Below are 17,344 nucleotides of genomic sequence, written 5' to 3'. Positions count from 1 at the left end.
AAAAATTTTCAGCGCTGTTTTGATTAAGCTTCAATAAAGTCATTAACCGCAGCAATATAAGCTTTCTGCAATTGTGCTGTGATTGGGCCTGCACCTGCTGTTAACTGGCGTCCATTGATGGCTACCACAGGCACCACTTCCCAAACTGAATTGGTTTCAAAACATTCAGTTGCCTCTGCCAAACGGCTAACCGGGAAGGCTTCTTCTTTAACCGTCAAACCGAGTTCGCGTGCCAAAGCTAATGTTTTGATTTTGGTAATCCCTGGTAAGACCAAATTGCCATCCTCATGGGTGTAGATCGTATCCCCCACCACAAACCATAAGTTAGAAGCAGAGGCTTCTGTAAAGTAACCATCGCGCTGTAACAGCGCATCATCATAGCCTTGTGTCCGGGCTTCATCTAAAGATAACAAATTGCCTAATAAGCTTAAGGACTTAATGTCACAATGCAACCACCGTTGATCTGGCACCACCACAGTTTTTAAACCAGCCTGTTGCATTTGAGTCAACCGCTCAATTGGCGTGACATTGGCGGTTAAAACGCCAGGAATCGTCCCTGGTTCTGGCAAATTATGATCCCGTGGTTCTACTCCACGGGTCACCTGTAGATACATGACGCCATTTTGGATCTGTTCCGCTGCAATTAACTTGTTCAAATTAGCGATAATGGCTTCAACTGGATATGGTAACGCCATTCGAATCTTTTTAGCACAACGTTGTAACCGTTCAAAATGTTCTTTCACCATGTACATTTTGCCGTTGTAAACTTGTAACGCTTCGTACAAACCGTCGCCAAACTGATACCCACGATCCTCAATATCGATTTTAACCGTGTCACGTTCAACCACTTGATCATTCCATAAAACTTTCATTTTCTGACCTCCCATTATAGCGCTTACGTCTACCATAACTGGTTTTAGTGAGTTTGACTAGAGGGAATTTTAAATTGAAACTGATTCAGCTGTTCCCCTAACTGCCATAATTGCCGCGCTAAGTCCTGATCAACAGCCCAAGGACGAACGCCATATTTAGAAGTACTTTCAGCCGTTACAACTTGACCAACATGGCAATCCTCAATAAATACCCCTCCGTGCTGCGCCAAAGTTGGACTCGTTGCTGCCCATAATATTGAGGCCGCACCTTGTGCCGGCGTTTTAAAATAATCATACTCTGAACGGTTATGGCGCCAGGCTTGAAAACGATGCCGCCCGTTGATCACGGTCGTGCCACCATGATTTAGCAGCCAGGCGCTGAGCTTGCGCAAGCGCGCTGAATGTTGCATAAAACGACCTAAATTGGTGCCTGGAATCAACCCTGGATGAACAGCAAAAGCACGTACCCCGTCTTTTTGGGCCAAGCGATCCAATTCAACAGCTAATAAAATATCAGCTGTTTTGGACTGTGCATAGGCCACTTTTGGATCATAGGGCCGCCGTTGAAAATTAGGATCTTCAAAATCAACGCCATTCCAACTTTGTGCCCGTGACGTGGCCAATACGACCCGCGCGTGGCCGGCTCTTAAAGCCGGATAAAGTCGTTTTAGTAATCGGAAGTGTCCTAAATAATTCACTGAAAATTGCGATTCGTTACCTGCAGCATCTCGACGTAGTGGTGCAAACATAATTCCTGCACAACCAATAAATAGGTCTATCCGTCGAAAACGTTGTAACACTTGATCCGCAAAGTCATTAATTGACCGGGCTACCATTAAATCACAAGGCAACACAATAACTTGCGGTAATTGTTGCATTATTTGCTGCGCCACAGCTGGTCTGCGCGCAGGTACAATGACCTGCATGTCCGCTTTGATTAAAGCTTTCGTCACCTGCAAGCCCACCCCACTATAGCCACCGGTTACCACTGCAACTTGTTGGGGGCGTTGAATCCCTTGCATCACTTGTGCCGCCGTTGTTCGTTGATCAAAATGCTGTGTCATGTTGCGCTCACCTTTCACGTTACAGTTGTGACATCATTGCTGCCTATGCTAAGCTGAAGTGACTTAAAAGACAAGCTTATTCAAGGGTTACGTGACAAAGAGAGGGAAATTGTTATGCCAAATCAGTACCGCCAAGAACAAAAACAGCTCAGCCAAGAAAGTTTACAATTAGCATTATTTGCCCTAATGCGCCAGCAAACCTTTCAAAGCATTACTATCAGTGCTTTAGCCGCAAAAGCCGGTATCTCCAGAATGGCGTTTTACCGCAACTATCCGTCGAAAGAGGCCGTTTTGAAAGACTACTTTGACGCGTATATTCAGCCATTTTATCAGTTTCTCGCACAGCTTCCAGATAAACAGGCTGCTTTTATCAGCCAAGCCTATTTTCAGTATGTCGATGAACATAGTGACTTATTTGAAGTCCTCCTGAAAAGTGGGGCCGAGCCGATTTTAAACCAGCGCTTCACTTATTTTGTCACGCAGTTCTACCGTGATTTTGTAAAAAGTCGCCCGTTTACCGGGGCTTATGCGCACTATTACACCCAATTTGTGGCCGCCGGTCTCTATCAAATAACTTTAGACTGGATCAAGGCTGGCAAACAAACACCGCGGCAGTTATTAGCGCAAATTGCGGCCCAATTAGCCGGCTAACTAAGGTATACTAAAGTCAAAAAGGGGGCGTTGCCGGTGACCGCGCAACAACTGCACTTATTCAATCTTGAACAGCAATGCCTGACTTGGCTACTTTACTTCTTTGCTTACGGCGTCGTTGGTTGGTTATGGGAAAGTGGCTATGTCAGTGTTAAAAAACATCATTGGACCAACTCAGGGTTCTTGATTGGCCCGATCATTCCCATTTATGGCTTTAGTATGATGGCTGTTTTAGCCGCCATTGAACCATTTGAACACAATATTTTGATTTTGTATTTTGCTGGGGCCATTTTGATCACGATCATCGAATACGTCACCAGTTGGGGCATGGAAAAACTATTTCACGCGCGGTGGTGGGATTATAGTGACATGCCCCTGAATCTCAACGGCCGGGTTGCGATTCCAGTCTCGCTATTCTGGGGCATCGGGGTGGTCTTTATTGTCAAAGTCATTCACCCTTTTATTGCCCAAATTGTCGAACACCTAACTTTAAGTTATGGGAATTTTGTGGCCATTGCTATGTTAGCTTTAATGACGTTCGACCTTGGTTTTACCGTTGCCAATGTGGCCGCCTTTGGTGCTGCTACGAAACGAATTGGTGAAGCCATTGAAAGTAAAAAATCGGAGCTCCGTACACGCTTGGAAGCGTCTACCGACAAGCTCCAACAAGAACTGGCCTGGCTGGAAGATTACCGCGAGCATCCTCATGAACGGGAACAATTACCGCGCTTAACCTATGTTCAGCGCCGCTTGCTTAAAAGTTTTCCCAGTTTGAAATTAAATACCACGGTGACCTCGCCAAAAGATATTGTTAAATTATCCGATCTTGTGCGCCGACGGAAATCTAAAAAGTAACGCAAAATGACCTGACACACCACATGTGCCAGGTCGTTTTTTTAGATCTAAGCAGCTACCGTTCGCTGCTGCGATTTTAAGCGGGTGCGGTTTAACAATAGTGAACTGGTGACCACAGAAAGTGAGCTAAACGCCATGGCTAAGCCGGCTAATTCAGGACTTAACGTGATGCCCAGCGTATAAAACAAACCAGCTGCAACTGGAATGCCTAATACGTTGTAAACAAACGCCCAGAATAAATTTAATTTGATCCGATCAAACGTCTTTTGGCTTAATTCCAGCGCGGTCACCACATCTCGTAAATCATTTTTCACCAGCACGATGCCCCCTGCATCAATGGCAATATCCGTACCGGAGCCCATGGCAATGCCCACATCTGCAGCCGTTAAAGCAGGCGCATCGTTGATCCCATCGCCAACAAAGGCCACTTTACCGTTTTTTTGTAATGCTTGGACGTGTGCCGCCTTATCACTGGGTAACACATCTGCAATGACTTGATCGATGCCCACTTGTTTCGCAATTGCCTGAGCAACAAGCTGATTATCACCGGTTAACATCACTGTTTTCAAACCCCGTTCTTTTAAGGCCTGAATAGCAGCCTGTGACGTTGCCTTAGGGGTGTCTTGAATCGCGATCAAACCAATCACTTGCTGGTTCATCCCGACTAACACCACCGTTTTGGCTTCATTTTGTAAACGCCGCATCTCTGCTTTTAAGGTTGCACTGATCGTAGCGTCCGCTAATAATTTGTCGTTCCCCACAAAGGCCGTCGCTTGATCCAAGGTTGCAGTGACGCCTTTACCTTCAATGGCCTTAAAGTCTGCAAGCTGCGCTGTACTTTGAACCTGGTCAGCTTCAGCGCGCTTGATAATGGCCGTTGCCAACGGATGCTCAGAAGACGCTTCCAGTGCGGCTGCAATTTTGAGGGTCGCTGTTTGATCCCCTACAATATCGGTGACCACTGGTTGGCCAACGGTGATCGTCCCGGTTTTATCAAAAACCACCGTTTTAACATCATTAACGGCTTCCAAAACGTCACCGTTTTTGATCAGTACGCCTAGTTTCGCACTTCGCCCTGTGCCGACCATTAATGCCGTAGGGGTAGCCAGTCCCAGCGCACAAGGGCAGGCAATGACTAACACAGAAACGGCAAAAATCAACGACACCCCTAAGGAAGCGCCTAGTAATGAGAACCAAACCATAAACGTTAAAATCGAGATGATCAACACCACTGGCACAAAAATGTCAGAGACTTTATCGGTTAAATTTTGAATCGGCGCGTGACTGGTTTGCGCCTTTTTAACCAAGGCGACAATTTGCGCCAACATGGTATCGTTACCGACTTTGTCAGCGCGAAATAAAAAGGTGCCAGTCTGGTTCATCGTTGCGCCAATCACCTTGTCGCCAACTTTTTTCACGGCTGGCATACTTTCTCCGGTTACCATGGCTTCATCGATCGTCGATGTTCCTTCAATAATCGTGCCATCAACGGCAATTTTCTGGCCTGGTTTCACCCGAATCACATCGCCAGCAACGACTTGTGCTAACGGTATCACCACGGTTTGACCGTCACGAATCACTTCAGCATCTTTGGCTTGTAAATTCATTAATTTTTCAACTGCATTAGAAGCATTTCTTCGCATCCGTTCTTCAAATACTTGACCTAATAACACAAAGGTCACGACTAATGCGGCACTTTCAAAAAACACGGCTTGGCCTGTGATCATGGCATAAATGCTATAGCTATAGGCCGTGACAGTGCCGATTGCCACCAAGGTATCCATATTCGAATGATGCTTTTTAAAAGAGGCCCAGGCACTTTGTAAAAATGGGCGGGCCGCAACCAACATCACAACTGTTGTTAAGCCCAATTGCGTGAAGTGACCACCAGGTAACATCACGCCCCAAGGCATCAACACCATTTGAATCAACATCGGTAATGAAAAAATCAAGGCGATGATAAAGCGTTTTGTAATACTCATTTTGTGATCACCAACTTTCCGTGAAACATGTCCATGCCGCAAGCCCACGTATAGTCACCAGCCTGGTCAGTATCAATTTTAATCGCGACCTTTTGACCACGTGGCAACGCCTGATTGATCCCAAAATCTGGGAAAACCACATGATCCAAACAACTGGAGGCATCTTGACGGGTGAAATTCAGTGTTGCAGGCACCCCCTGTTTCAAAACAACTTTTTCCGGCGAATAGCCACCGTTCACTAAAATATCGACACTTTGTTCCTGATCCGTCACCTGTGCAACCGTTGCTTGTGTGGCGTGATGCCCAAAAAACCACCATAAAATAAAACCGATTGCCGCCATTCCAACGATCAATACACTGATTTGAGCCATTTGTAATCACCATCCTGATTGATTATTTTTATAGTTTACATTTGTAATCTCAAATAGAATATAACATTTTGATTTACGTTTGTAAACATATATACATCAAAAAAGGCAGTGCTTGCTGGCTGAAAGCACTGCCTTTTTACCTTATGCGCCGAATAACAACACCACCAAAACTGCCACGCCTAAGCCAACCACAACCGCAAAGGCCGCCAAAACACTGATTTTTAACTGTTGCCGTTTCCGCGGTTGGTCTAGGACCGCCTGCACCGGCCAACGCCGGCGCAAGATCAAATAGCCTAACAAACCGGCGCCATTTTGCGTACCGCCAGCAATCAAGCGCCAAAACGTTGGATGCGGTAACTGACGTGCCATCGCATCGACTTTTAACAATTGTTGTAACTGCCACGTCAACATTAAAATCGCAACGAGTAACGCGACAAGCAATCCCAATAACAACCAAACTTGCATGGACGCCACCTCAAATCAACTTGATCAAGACGTAAAAACAACCACTCACACAAACCACCAACCCTAAAAACAAACTCACTGTCAGCCAGAAAAATGCGTTCAGGTAAAGAATGCCTAATGTGAGCAACAGGTTCAGCCCTAGCAAAACCGCTAAATAACGCCCAAGTTTAACCTGATCACTGGCCACCTGCCAGGCATGGATCAACTGCGGATCACGACGTAACAATTCATCCAGTGACAACTGATAAAGTTCCGCCAAACGCAGCACACGTTCAATATCTGGATAACTTTTTTCAGTTTCCCAATTCGAAATCGTCTGACGGCTCACCGCAAGTTGCTCAGCGACTTGTTCTTGTGATAGCTGGCGCGCTTGACGCGCTTGTTGCAACTGTTCCCCGATCATCAGCATTTCCTCCTTACTGACAAGTTACCAAATAAAGCGCCTGATGAGTAGCCAATCTTTTTGACAAGCCTATGCTTCGTCTAACCAAGCCGGCATTAAGCGCTCATAATCAGCAATCAGCTGTTCCTGTTCGACAAACTGGTGCAATAAACAAACGGAATCCATTTCCGTTTGAAAAACTGGCTGCTGGACCGTTAAGCGGCGGGTCCGTTGCCGTTTTAAATCTGACTTACCATGCACTGCCAACCAAGTTGCCACCTGCGTCGGGGTTTGCAGGGCTGTGAACTGTTCAATTGACGTCTTTTGAAGCTGCTGAAAGAGGTAATCAGCCATTTGAATGCCACGACTGTCTAAATCACCTAAATACGTTAACTGCAACCCCCGCTGTTCTAATTCTTGCAACAATTGCACATAAGTTGGATTAAAATCATTGCCGGCCTGATTGATCAACGGCCACGTAGGGTGCCGCTTAAACAACCAAATAAAAATGCCATTATTTTCAACCACAATGGCCCGCCGCGTGGCCAATGGAAAAGTCGTTAATGACTCCACTTGCCAGGGATTGATGGTTAACGGCTGTGGCAGATCGGTTTGAAATAAATTGGCACAGGTAAAAGCCATGCCAATCAGCTTCGCCGTTAATTCATGCGGTGGTTGTTCCGCAAAATAATGTGCTAAAACCCACTGATAGTACTCATAAAGGGGTGGATCTTCCCGTGGATCATTCAAACTATGCGCGGTCAGCCCTAAATCAACGGCCTGTTGCCCGCGTGGTGGCAACAGCGTGCCGGCAGCGATTTGTTGAAATAACGGTGTTAAACGCGGGGCCTGAGTCGGTGCTGGTTTGCCAGTTGCCTCACAATAAGCGTGTCCATAATCAATCATCTACTGGCGCCTCCTTTTGCCAGATCAAAGCCGGCCGCACCACATTTTGGTGAAACCGACCGTCACCTTCGTGTGCTGGTGGCAGCACATCATAAGCAATGTTCGCAACACCATCCGCCAATAATTTATTTTGCGTGCCACCAGGCATGGTGGCGATAAAGCTAAAGCCAAAGTTGGCAATGGTTTTCGCAAAGATCTTAGCCGTTTCAGGATCCAACTTATCGGCGAATTCATCAAACATCACCAAACAAGGCACATCTTTGACTTGCGTTTGGCTTAAAATCATTTTAGGCACCAGTAGTAACGGTAAGATCATGGCTTGGGACTTTTCCGCACCTGAACCCCCTGAGCGCACAAACTTATCATCCACCACTTCATAATCTTCAGCGTCGCTAGAGCGCCGCTTGATCAGCACTTGGAAGTTGGACCAATAGCGGGTATCTAGTAATTCTTCAGCTTTGTTTTGAAAGGCTGCTGGGTCATTAGCCACTTGCATATCCTGTGCTAAATTTTGCAATCGCCGTTGAATCTCATGTTGTAACGTTGGTCGTTCTAACAAGGTCATATCGCAAGCTTCTTCAATCACTGCTGGATCAAGGCCTTTGTCTGGCTGTAAAACGATTTTCAGTTGAATGCCTTGGGCGCGATTGCCTTCGGTTAACATGTGATTATACGTTTGAATCACCCGGTATTGCGCTGAAATTGTCCCAACGGCTGCCCCTAAATACGCTGTTTGCGCGGCTTCGTTGGTTTTTTCAGACTGATCAAACGCCTTCTGGATCCGCTGGCGGTCCGCTACCATAAACGTTTGTAAATCTTGCAGATCAAAGGTGGGCACGGTTAATTCGGCTTGTTCTTGCAATGATTCTTGCCGCATTTGTAACGCGTCTGTCGTACGGCCGCGTTCCATGAGCAAATCATCAATGGCATTTTCATCCAGACCTTGGGCCGTATTACGCCGAATCAATTGTCCCACCCGGACACTGATCGTCGCGTACTTATGATTCCGAATGGCACTTCGATGACTGGTGGTAAAGGCGTTTAACTGCGCTAAGTCTTGTAATACCACCTCATCAGGTTGATAATGTGCCAGTAATTTAATGGCCGGCTGTAGGCGTTGTTGTAGTGCAAACAAAGCTTGTTTAAGCGCATTTAATTGTGCAATGGTCCCAGCGATTTGGCCCTTTTGTTCAGCTACTTTCACTAAAATCGTCTGACGCTGTTGTTCCAATTTTGTAACCTGTTGCTGGGTTTGCGTTAATTTCTGTGTTAACTGGGGATCGATCACCAATTGGGCCAATTGCTGCTGTAACTGCTGGATGGTCGCTTGTGTCGTAGCAAGCTCAAAATCCGGGTCCATGCTATCTTTGATCTGCGCCACTTGCTCCTGACCGGATTGTAATTTAGTGGCACATTGCTCAAGGGTAGTTTGCAATTGCGTCCGCTGAACAAAGGCATCTTTTAAAGCCGCGACCCACGTTTGTAGTTGTTTAAACTGGGCTTGATCCGCTAAAAAATACTTTAAATCGGCATGGGCGGCCAACAAAGTCTGTTGTTGCTGTTGCAGTGCTGCAGCGGCCTGGTTCATTTTCACTTTACCAGTTGCATGGACTTGGCTGTTGTCTGCTAACAAGCCTTCACGCATGCGACTGACCAACGGCCCCTGTACCCGCTGTTGAATCCGTTGTGCTAATGCCGTTTGCATCTCATCTACGATCTGAACGTCTAATCCCAGCTGGACAATGGTATCTTTTAACGCTTGATAATCCGTTAAAGCTTGCTGTAACTGCTTTAAATAATCGGTTAAACGTGTCACCATCACTTGATCATCAATTTCCGCCAACTGCTGTGCCAGTTCTGGTAGCTGTGCAGTTTGCGCACTGATTTGAGCTTGCAGCGGCTTAATGCGCGTTGCCAACAAGTTTGCGATTTGCTGCTGATAGCGTTTTAAGCGCGCTTGAACTTGTTCTAATTTCTGCTGTGCTACAGCTAAAGCTGCGGTTGCTTTTTCAAAACGTGCAATTGCGGCTTGAGCCATTTCAAGTCGGTATTGATAGGCTTGTTGCTGTTCTTTTAAATGATCTTGTTGTTGCTTGGCAACTTGCAACTGCGCCAATTGCTGCGTTGCTTGCTGTAAACTGGTTTCCGTCAGGGTTTGCTGCTGTTGCAAGGCGGTTTGCGCTGTCATCATCTGATCCAGTTTGGTACTCAGCGCCTGATACTGCGTATTCTGAGCCTGATAGTCACTTAAATAAAGCTCATCTAAATGGTTTAAATTACACCAAAAAATCACTTGTTTCATTTTCGCCAACCGCTTTTGGACCGTTTCGATCCGCTTTAACAAACCGTTGCGCCGGTTTAACTCACGCTGGCTAGCCGCCACTTGGGTCATCACTTGTGTGTCAATGCCTGCTTGTGCAGCCCGTAAAGCAGCTAAAATTGGTGTAAATTGCGCGTTACCCCCGGTTAAAATCGGTGACGCCAACAAACGATAAACATTGGCCAACCGGGTTAACTGCTGCCCACTGGCAAAACCGTAAACTTGGCTGGCTACAAAATCACGATAACCAACCGCTTGATTGAAAACATGTAACGCGTCGCCTAACCCTTGATTAGCAGTTTCAAAATCAGCCTGATTCAGGCTAACACCGTCTTTTGTCGTCACTAAATCAAGCCCAGCCGCCACGTTAGGCTGAAGCACTACAAACCACCATGTCGCCTCATGGTCACCACGCGACGCGCCTAGCCCTAAAATCACCTGGCGCTGTTCTGATTCCAACGTGAGATAGGCGTAACCCGTGCGCACTTTCATCGCACCTGGGCCCCAACTTAACAGCATATTTTCAAAATGACGGGTATCTTGCGCGCTATTTTTAGGCTTACTTTGCTTATCCAGCCGTTCCGTACCTTTTGCTGGGTTAAAAGATGGTGTGGCAATACTGCCATCAATTAACATCGGGAAAAAGCAGTTGGCCAAGGTGGTTTTACCCACTGCATTTTCACCGATCAAGGTTAAATTGCCATTTTCTGAGGCAGGGAGGTCCAATGAAAGGTACTTATTAAAATTACGTAAATGAAAACAAACTGGTTTTAATGACATGATTCCCCTTCACTTTCTGCTTGCACGACAAAGCGCTGACTAAGCGGTGTGGCGCGCATAAAACCGTCACGTTGCGTTGCAAGCGCAAAATCTGTTAACGCTTTTTTAACCTCGCTCACGCTAATGGTCACTTTCGGAAATAGCTGCTGCGCCACCTGATGGATCAAGGCGTTTAATTCGGCCAGTGGTAGGCCGGTGCCTAATTTTTGAGCCACCTGAATGGCAACGGCAAATGGCCGCGCCGTACTTGGTTGCCGCTGTCGATCCAGCAATAACGCATAGCCAGCCCCACATTCTAAATCAAAACGTTGTAAGGGTGCCCAATCAGCAGCTAATTCGACCTGATTTGCCTGTAATAAGGGCCACAACTGCGGTGTTGTGGCTGGGCTTAAGTAACGGTATCGCAACAACCCGCGATTCACCCGCTGGCGCGCCGTTAACGTTGGTGTATCCCGTTGCTGCAACAGCTCGTTAACAAGACACTGGGCCACATACACAAAACTTGGCGCCACATCCCAGTATTCTTCAACTTCAACCGCCCCTTCATCCGTAGACTGCAACGGTTGATCTGCTTTAAAGAGCCCAAAACGGTCTACAAATAAGTGTTTAATATCCTGACGGATCGTTTTTTCATCTAAGTCGGGGACTTCACTATGCACCAAACGCACAATGGTTAACACCGGTATCGCCCGATCCAAGGTTGCAGCTTGCAGTTCGGGTAAATTGATCACGGCTTTCAGCGTTGCCAGTAAAACATGGACTTGCGTGGCAGGAACGCGATTGGCCCCTAACAATAACAGTAAATTCCCCTGATAAACCGCTGGCGCTTCCCCTAATAATGCCGTTAAATAGTTCACCACCCGGCGTTGGGTTTGCGGCCGTTGCAGCGCCAAATGAGCCTGCTGTAACCGCTGCGAAGTCGCCGGATTGGTCATCGCTGAAAAAAGGCCGGTATCGACCAATTGATTGACAATCGTTTGTTCAGACGAATAAAGTGTCTGCATTGCACTTCCCTCACTTTTCAAATTGAACCACAAAGCCACTGGGTAAAAAGACACTGTAAGCTTCACCACGACAGTGCAGTTTTAATTGGCCGATTGCCAACGTTTGGACGGACTTAACCGGACGGCTAAACGGCGCAAAGCTTTCATAATGATCATAGCCAGTGGCACTGTAGAGCCGAATCACTTCATCGCGCGCCAGTTGCGTGGTAAATTCCAACGGTTGTGCCACCACTAATTGTTGTTGTGCATTCACCAACTGCCAAAATTCACGATACCCTGCTAACCGCTGGTCCACCACGGTTTCATGCTGGACCACCTCAGGATTATCCGCTACAGTTAGTTTCCGCGGTGGCTGGGGCTGGGCTTTAAAAACCACCGGCCCGGCCACCGACGCCGTGAGAAAGTCATTCGGATCCTCAAATTGCCGATCCAGCGCTAAATGCCGCGGTAGTGCGGTAGGCAATTGCACCGTTTCATAATGGGTCATCAGCTGGTCGATCTGCCGCGTCAAGGCCTGAATATCCACGGTTTGTGATTGAATCCGCTCATACTCACGACTTAAGCGCTCGCTAACACCGGTCAACGTTTGAAACAACATAAACATCGAATCCAAGCTGGTGTCCATGGCATTGGCCGTGGAGGTAAAACTCAGCTCAATTTGCGCCAACTGGGCCCGTACGTAATCCCGCGTCCGTTGAAAACGCACGGTCATTTTCGCCTGATCCCCTACCGCATGGCTGGCATCCAGGTCATCTTGGCCTTGTTGACTGCGGGCAACGCGCTCGGGAAAATCCGCTAAATGCGTCAGCGCCTGAATAGGGGCCTCCTGCTGCATCAATTGATTAAAGGCTGGCAAGGCCTTCTCATTCAGCATTTGTTGCAACTGCTCAGCTGCCTGACTGCCGTGATCAAAGGCTAAATTATTGGCTAATTCATCTAAATCTTCATCTAACTTGTGCATGCCTTTCATCACATTGTTATAAGTGACCCGCATCCGCTCAAAATCATTAAACAATTGCGTATTTTGCGTTTTACCTGCACTTTGCGCCAACTGCTGCACCAATTGGCAAAATTCATCGATTTGACTAATGTTGGCTGTGATCGTATTTTCAGCTTCTACCACATCTTGCATCATTTTTAAGTACTGAATGCCACTACTGGTAATGCGATAAACATACGATTGATGCAGGTGATAGCCACCGTTTTGCATTTGTTCCCGCACTTTACGCGGTGACGTTTCCACCAAACCTGCCTGCTCAGAAAGAACCGTTAAAATCTTTTTCAACACTTGGTCAGCAATGGGTGTTTCATCGTCATCTAAATAAGCTTGATTGTATTTCGTCACTAAAAAATTTAATGTCATCGGACTGCCACTACCGGTGCCATCATGATAAAGAATCGTTAACATATGCCACCCTGCCAATGGGTGATGTTGATTCAGCCCTAATTGACTGGCCAACAATAGTGCTTTTAACTTTGGATTGAGCTGTACTGCCATCACCAACACCTCTTTCATCCATCATAACTTACTTGACCCAAATAAAAAACCCGCCATAACGGCAGGTTTCCCAAATCAATTTTTCACTTGTAATGACGCGGCAGCCGTTGCTTCAGCATGACGTTGGTTTAAAACAGCAGCGACGATCAAAACCATCGCCGTGCCTAAGATCCCCACTAAAATATCAAACCGTAAGGCAGCGCCAATACTTTGTTTCGATAACCAGCCGGTGACGATTGGGACTGTAAAGGTTGCAATACTCCCAAAAGTGAAGTAAGTCCCTGTGACCAAGCCTTTATGGGTTGGGTATAACCGTAAGAAAATGTTCAACGCCACTTGCATCATGCCACTGGCTGCGGTGAACCCAAACATGAAGCACGCTACAGCAGACAACCACTGAACCGACGTGTAGCAGATCACCAACAAAGCAATCAAAGACGCAATATTGTTCAAAACCAGCAATCCGGTTTCAGAGACTTGCCGCCGTAATAAAACGAAGACCACCAGCACACCTGAAATGGAGCCAATGCTATACAGTGACAACAAGCCATGGGCCACCAGCGAATTGTACCCTAATTCTTTCGTGGCAAATAGGGTGATCCATTGGGTGAACAAGATCATGATGGCCATGGTGGTGTACCCGTAAATCGACAAGGCAACCGTTGCCACCCAACGTTTGTGCTGCGATAAATGCGTATCCGCGACCACATCCGCCTGATGTGCTTGGTTCCGGGCTGGAAAGGACACTTGCGTTAACAAAATCAAGTTGGCGACTAAAATGACAACCGCTAACATGAAGGACCAGCCAAACCACAACGCACGTGTTTCTAACATCGTTACCAGCAAGGGCAACACAAATTCCCCAATTGACATGAAGGCTTTGATGAAGACGTTGGACGCACTTTCCTTACCGCCCATTTCCATGAAGGTAGGGTAAGTGCCAGAATCCAACGCGGAGTTGGCTACCCCAGCCAAAATCGCCAGTAGGTAAGCCAGCTGAATGCTCTTCACAAACGGCATCCCCAGGAAGAAAACCAAATACGTGCCGATCCCCACATAAATCAAGAATTTCCGGCCAAACCGATCCGACAAATAACCAAAGACGAAGTAGGCCAGTAACCGACCGATTCCGATTCCAGAAACCACATAAGAAACCGTGGCTAACGGGACACCCCAAAAATGGCCTAATGATTGCATATTTTGCGCTAAGATGATCAGGCCGATACCATGCGCAAAGTAATTTAAGTACAGACAGATGGCTAATAAGTGCTTTTTCGATTTGGTTAATTCATTCATTCGATATTCCCCCTTGGAACTGCTTGTTATGCTGTCAAGATCTCACTGTAACTGATTCCGCGTCCCCTAGCATACAAAAAACCAGCTAGACAAGTGACCTAGCTGGTTTCGATCCGTGTGGAAGAATGAATGACCCAGCTAGATTCTCACGTCTAGCTGGCACACAACAACTGCGGCTGAGCTTTAGACGCGAACGCGTTTTTCAGGCGTCCGCATCAAAGCTGCGGACGCTAACTAAAGTAATAGCCGTAATAGTACGTATGAGCCTGGATGAGTTGTGTTGTCATGTTCAAAGTTCCTTTCCTGTTAATCATTGGTTTGATTAAACCATATTAAGATTTTCTCGTCAACCCTAATCTGATTTTAATTTTATGCTTGTGGTGCGGGATGATGATACTTGCGCATCATTTCAGCCATATGAACTTCATGCACAACAAACTCATGCGTCCGGCAGACATAATCATGTTCACGGCCAATTTTAGCAATATACCCGTTAATATAATCGACTTCTGTTGGCCGGCCCTTTGAGAAATCCTGGTACATCGAAGGATAATGGTATTTGTAAGCTTTGCTGACGGTGATTACAGAGTCCACTTCTTGTTGCCGTGTTTCAATCAAATGAATCCCCGCGCGTTCGCAAGCATCAAAGGCTTCGTTAAACAATTGTTCAGACATCGCCCGAACACCTTCATATTCAATAAACTGACCCATTTGCATTTCAAACATGGTGCATAACGTATTGGTCACCGCATTAAAGACCACTTTTGACATACACATCCCTTGCCACTCTGGCGCAAATGCCGGCCCTAAGCCGGCTTTGGTGAAATCGTCAAAAATGGCTTGAACTTGCGAATTTGGTTCAGCATTGTTATACCGCGCCATGTGCATATCTTCCGTATTTTTCGCACCCATAAAATCAACGTTGGCAGGACCATCTAACCGGGTGGCGATCATGGCTGTCCCACAGACGATATTTTCTTTCGGGAAATACTGTGCGATTTTTTCAAAATGGCCTAAACCGTTCATGGCAGAGAACACATATTGATCATCGTGGAATAAACCAGCCGCTTGATCCCGTTTTAATTCTGCTGCCAACTGCATTTGCTTTTTAAAAATAATCCAAACATCTGGATGGCCGGTATATTCTTCCGGCGTGTAAATGTTAATTGGCACAATATGCCGATTTTCATGGTCACGCGCCACTGACACGCCACCTTGTTTTCGAACCTGATCAATATTCGGTTGCCACGTATCAATAAAATCCACCGTCATGCCGGCATTTTCCTGTAACATCACACCATACCGATACCCCATTGCACCTGCACCAATAACACCATATTTCATTCTGATCAGCTCCCGTGTTTAAATCATTTTATACAACAAAAAAACGCCCTTCGATCAAAGATCAAAGGACGTTTTCACGTGGTACCACCTTTTATTCAAATTACCGTTGCGGTAATTCCTTAGTTCGAACAACCAAGCTGCTCGATACACGTTATGGGGTGCTACCCACTTATCTCGAAAAATAAGTCTGACAAATTGTCTTTTAATGACCAGTCTTAATACCTTCTCACCCTACGGTACTCGCTTGCTAAAACTCATCATCGACTCCACAATCTGTTACGTCTGTCGTATTTAAAATGTTGTTTGTAGTTTAGTCTCCTAAACGATGCCTGTCAACAAATTTTTTAATCATTTTCACATTTTGCGCTGAAAAGGGGTCAAGTTAGACCACTAGTGAAATTAAAGACGGTAAGTGCGCTACCAAACGTTCAATTTCTTGATTGTAAGGTCGATCATCTTGAATCGGCGGGATCAAACGTCGGATCATCTGATAAACACGCTGGGTTTGCACTCCTAAAGGTGCCGCTGCAGCCGTCCCAAACCGAAGATACACCGCCTGCGCCGCATTGTAAAACTCAATTGCGATCAACGTGCGCAAATAACGGTTGATCTTCATCAATGATTCACTGAGCAGCGGTAAATTTGACCCATGATCCTCAATATCGCCTGCCAAACCTAGAAAATCATTTGAAACAGGTTGTGCCATTTGGCGAATTCGAATATCCAGGTCTAATGCCGTTTTCTGCAACGTTTGCAGCCCAAATTGCGCACCGTGTTGCTGAATCAAAAAGCGCGGTAAGCCGGTTAACTGATCATTATTTAAATGCTTGATCCGTTGATAGATCGTGCGCGATAAATGCGTTAAGGATAAATTCAGCGCTTCAATGGCCAAGGCCACATCTAAAATTTCAAAATTTCCCGTTGAGACGATTTCACCACTGATGGGGTCCACCACTGGATTGTCATCAGACCCTTTTAAATACACATCGATCACCCGCATACTTTGATCTAATTTTTGTTGGATCGCCCCAAAAATGTGCGTGGCGGATCGAAAGCTAATGGGGTCTTGGATTTGTTGACGCTGATGCGGTTGCCATAAGTAACTGTTCTCTAGGTAACCACTGACCACTTTTGCAGCAGCTTGCTGATAATAATTACGCTTTGCATGCACGGCTAATGGCAAAATCGGGGTTAAATTGCTATCAAACCCTTCCATACTTAAGCCTAAACTAAGCTGTGCCAACTTAAATAAGGCCTGCGACTGGCTTAAAGCGGTGATGGCTTGACCCACACCAAAGGTATTCGAACTTAAGATGGCCAACGCATCCTTAGGCCCTAAAACCACTGGTTGCAAGTTTAATTGCTGAAAGACTTTGGCAGTTGCCACTTTATGCTGATGGTACCAAACTTTTCCTTGGCCCATGACAACAGCGGCTAATGCTGATAAAACACCAATATCGGCTTCACCAATTGAACCACATTCATAAAAGACCGGAATCCCTGAATTATTCACCATAAGTTCTCCAAGTACAGTGTCACCCCGGTATCATGGGC

General features: G+C 46.3%; 15 protein-coding genes. 2 read left to right on the top strand and 13 right to left on the bottom strand.

What is annotated here, in order from left to right; genetic code table 11:
* Positions 1-23 precede the first annotated feature (23 nt).
* Entirely contained in the window at positions 24-872 is an 849-nt protein-coding gene (gene dat, locus FC07_RS01780) for a D-amino-acid transaminase (protein WP_057903419.1), read from the bottom strand.
* Between the two features lie 44 nt (positions 873-916).
* Positions 917-1,936 (bottom strand): SDR family NAD(P)-dependent oxidoreductase, encoded by a 1,020-nt coding sequence (locus FC07_RS01775; protein ID WP_057903418.1) that lies wholly within the window; start codon positions 1,934-1,936, stop codon positions 917-919.
* Between the two features lie 114 nt (positions 1,937-2,050).
* On the opposite strand from FC07_RS01775, the gene FC07_RS01770 reads away from it, so the two are divergent.
* Positions 2,051-2,587: a TetR/AcrR family transcriptional regulator gene (locus FC07_RS01770; protein WP_057903417.1), complete on the top strand. Its 537-nt coding sequence runs from the start codon at positions 2,051-2,053 to the stop codon at positions 2,585-2,587.
* Positions 2,588-2,623: 36 nt separating this feature from the next.
* Entirely contained in the window at positions 2,624-3,442 is an 819-nt protein-coding gene (locus tag FC07_RS01765) for a putative ABC transporter permease (RefSeq protein WP_235807431.1), read from the top strand.
* Between the two features lie 47 nt (positions 3,443-3,489).
* Here FC07_RS01765 and FC07_RS01760 read toward each other — a convergent pair whose 3' ends face one another.
* From FC07_RS01760 to FC07_RS01710, 11 genes are all read right to left on the bottom strand, one after another.
* Positions 3,490-5,424, bottom strand: coding sequence for a copper-translocating P-type ATPase (locus FC07_RS01760; RefSeq protein WP_057903416.1), 1,935 nt, complete (start codon positions 5,422-5,424; stop codon positions 3,490-3,492).
* A complete protein-coding gene (locus tag FC07_RS01755; RefSeq protein WP_057903415.1) occupies positions 5,421-5,795 on the bottom strand; it encodes a cupredoxin domain-containing protein in 375 nt (124 codons plus the stop codon). The genes FC07_RS01760 and FC07_RS01755 overlap by 4 nt, the downstream gene beginning before the upstream one ends.
* A 141-nt stretch (positions 5,796-5,936) precedes the next feature.
* Positions 5,937-6,260, bottom strand: coding sequence for a hypothetical protein (locus FC07_RS01750; protein ID WP_057903414.1), 324 nt, complete (start codon positions 6,258-6,260; stop codon positions 5,937-5,939).
* Positions 6,261-6,270: 10 nt separating this feature from the next.
* Positions 6,271-6,663: a helix-turn-helix transcriptional regulator gene (locus FC07_RS01745; protein WP_235807430.1), complete on the bottom strand. Its 393-nt coding sequence runs from the start codon at positions 6,661-6,663 to the stop codon at positions 6,271-6,273.
* A 69-nt stretch (positions 6,664-6,732) separates the two neighbouring features.
* The gene (locus FC07_RS01740; protein WP_057903413.1) at positions 6,733-7,548 is read right to left on the bottom strand and encodes a DUF2399 domain-containing protein; all 816 of its coding nucleotides are present in this window, start codon (positions 7,546-7,548) and stop codon (positions 6,733-6,735) included.
* Complete coding sequence (locus FC07_RS16125; protein ID WP_057903412.1) at positions 7,541-10,648, bottom strand: SbcC/MukB-like Walker B domain-containing protein; 3,108 nt, start codon at positions 10,646-10,648, stop codon at positions 7,541-7,543. The genes FC07_RS01740 and FC07_RS16125 overlap by 8 nt, the downstream gene beginning before the upstream one ends.
* Positions 10,639-11,652: a hypothetical protein gene (locus FC07_RS01730; RefSeq protein ID WP_057903411.1), complete on the bottom strand. Its 1,014-nt coding sequence runs from the start codon at positions 11,650-11,652 to the stop codon at positions 10,639-10,641. Before FC07_RS01730 ends, FC07_RS16125 begins: the two co-directional genes overlap by 10 nt.
* Positions 11,653-11,662: 10 nt before the next feature.
* A complete protein-coding gene (locus FC07_RS01725; RefSeq protein ID WP_083483157.1) occupies positions 11,663-13,150 on the bottom strand; it encodes a hypothetical protein in 1,488 nt (495 codons plus the stop codon).
* A 75-nt stretch (positions 13,151-13,225) separates the two neighbouring features.
* A complete protein-coding gene (locus FC07_RS01720) occupies positions 13,226-14,446 on the bottom strand; it encodes an MFS transporter (RefSeq protein ID WP_057903410.1) in 1,221 nt (406 codons plus the stop codon).
* Positions 14,447-14,815: 369 nt separating this feature from the next.
* Positions 14,816-15,790, bottom strand: a complete 975-nt coding sequence (locus FC07_RS01715; protein WP_057903409.1) for a ketopantoate reductase family protein — start codon at positions 15,788-15,790, stop codon at positions 14,816-14,818.
* Positions 15,791-16,172: 382 nt separating this feature from the next.
* Positions 16,173-17,303, bottom strand: coding sequence for an aromatic amino acid lyase (locus FC07_RS01710; protein WP_235807429.1), 1,131 nt, complete (start codon positions 17,301-17,303; stop codon positions 16,173-16,175).
* Positions 17,304-17,344: the final 41 nt, after the last annotated feature.

The sequence above is a fragment of the Loigolactobacillus bifermentans DSM 20003 genome (assembly GCF_001434575.1).
GTDB lineage: Bacteria > Bacillota > Bacilli > Lactobacillales > Lactobacillaceae > Loigolactobacillus > Loigolactobacillus bifermentans.
Note: the sequence above shows the minus strand (reverse complement) of the source record. Positions and strands in the feature narration are given on the sequence as shown.

What these genes read in the sequence shown, in the direction of transcription:
- dat (WP_057903419.1), bottom strand. Translation starts at nt 872, where the DNA reads ATGAAAGTTTTATGGAATGATCAAGTGGTTGAACGTGACACGGTTAAA.
- FC07_RS01770 (WP_057903417.1), top strand. Translation starts at nt 2,051, where the DNA reads ATGCCAAATCAGTACCGCCAAGAACAAAAACAGCTCAGCCAAGAAAGT.
- FC07_RS01745 (WP_235807430.1), bottom strand. Translation starts at nt 6,663, where the DNA reads ATGATCGGGGAACAGTTGCAACAAGCGCGTCAAGCGCGCCAGCTATCA.
- FC07_RS01720 (WP_057903410.1), bottom strand. Translation starts at nt 14,446, where the DNA reads ATGAATGAATTAACCAAATCGAAAAAGCACTTATTAGCCATCTGTCTG.
- FC07_RS01760 (WP_057903416.1), bottom strand. Translation starts at nt 5,424, where the DNA reads ATGAGTATTACAAAACGCTTTATCATCGCCTTGATTTTTTCATTACCG.
- FC07_RS01750 (WP_057903414.1), bottom strand. Translation starts at nt 6,260, where the DNA reads ATGCAAGTTTGGTTGTTATTGGGATTGCTTGTCGCGTTACTCGTTGCG.
- FC07_RS01775 (WP_057903418.1), bottom strand. Translation starts at nt 1,936, where the DNA reads ATGACACAGCATTTTGATCAACGAACAACGGCGGCACAAGTGATGCAA.
- FC07_RS01755 (WP_057903415.1), bottom strand. Translation starts at nt 5,795, where the DNA reads ATGGCTCAAATCAGTGTATTGATCGTTGGAATGGCGGCAATCGGTTTT.
- FC07_RS01730 (WP_057903411.1), bottom strand. Translation starts at nt 11,652, where the DNA reads ATGCAGACACTTTATTCGTCTGAACAAACGATTGTCAATCAATTGGTC.
- FC07_RS01715 (WP_057903409.1), bottom strand. Translation starts at nt 15,790, where the DNA reads ATGAAATATGGTGTTATTGGTGCAGGTGCAATGGGGTATCGGTATGGT.
- FC07_RS16125 (WP_057903412.1), bottom strand. Translation starts at nt 10,648, where the DNA reads ATGTCATTAAAACCAGTTTGTTTTCATTTACGTAATTTTAATAAGTAC.
- FC07_RS01740 (WP_057903413.1), bottom strand. Translation starts at nt 7,548, where the DNA reads ATGATTGATTATGGACACGCTTATTGTGAGGCAACTGGCAAACCAGCA.
- FC07_RS01725 (WP_083483157.1), bottom strand. Translation starts at nt 13,150, where the DNA reads ATGGCAGTACAGCTCAATCCAAAGTTAAAAGCACTATTGTTGGCCAGT.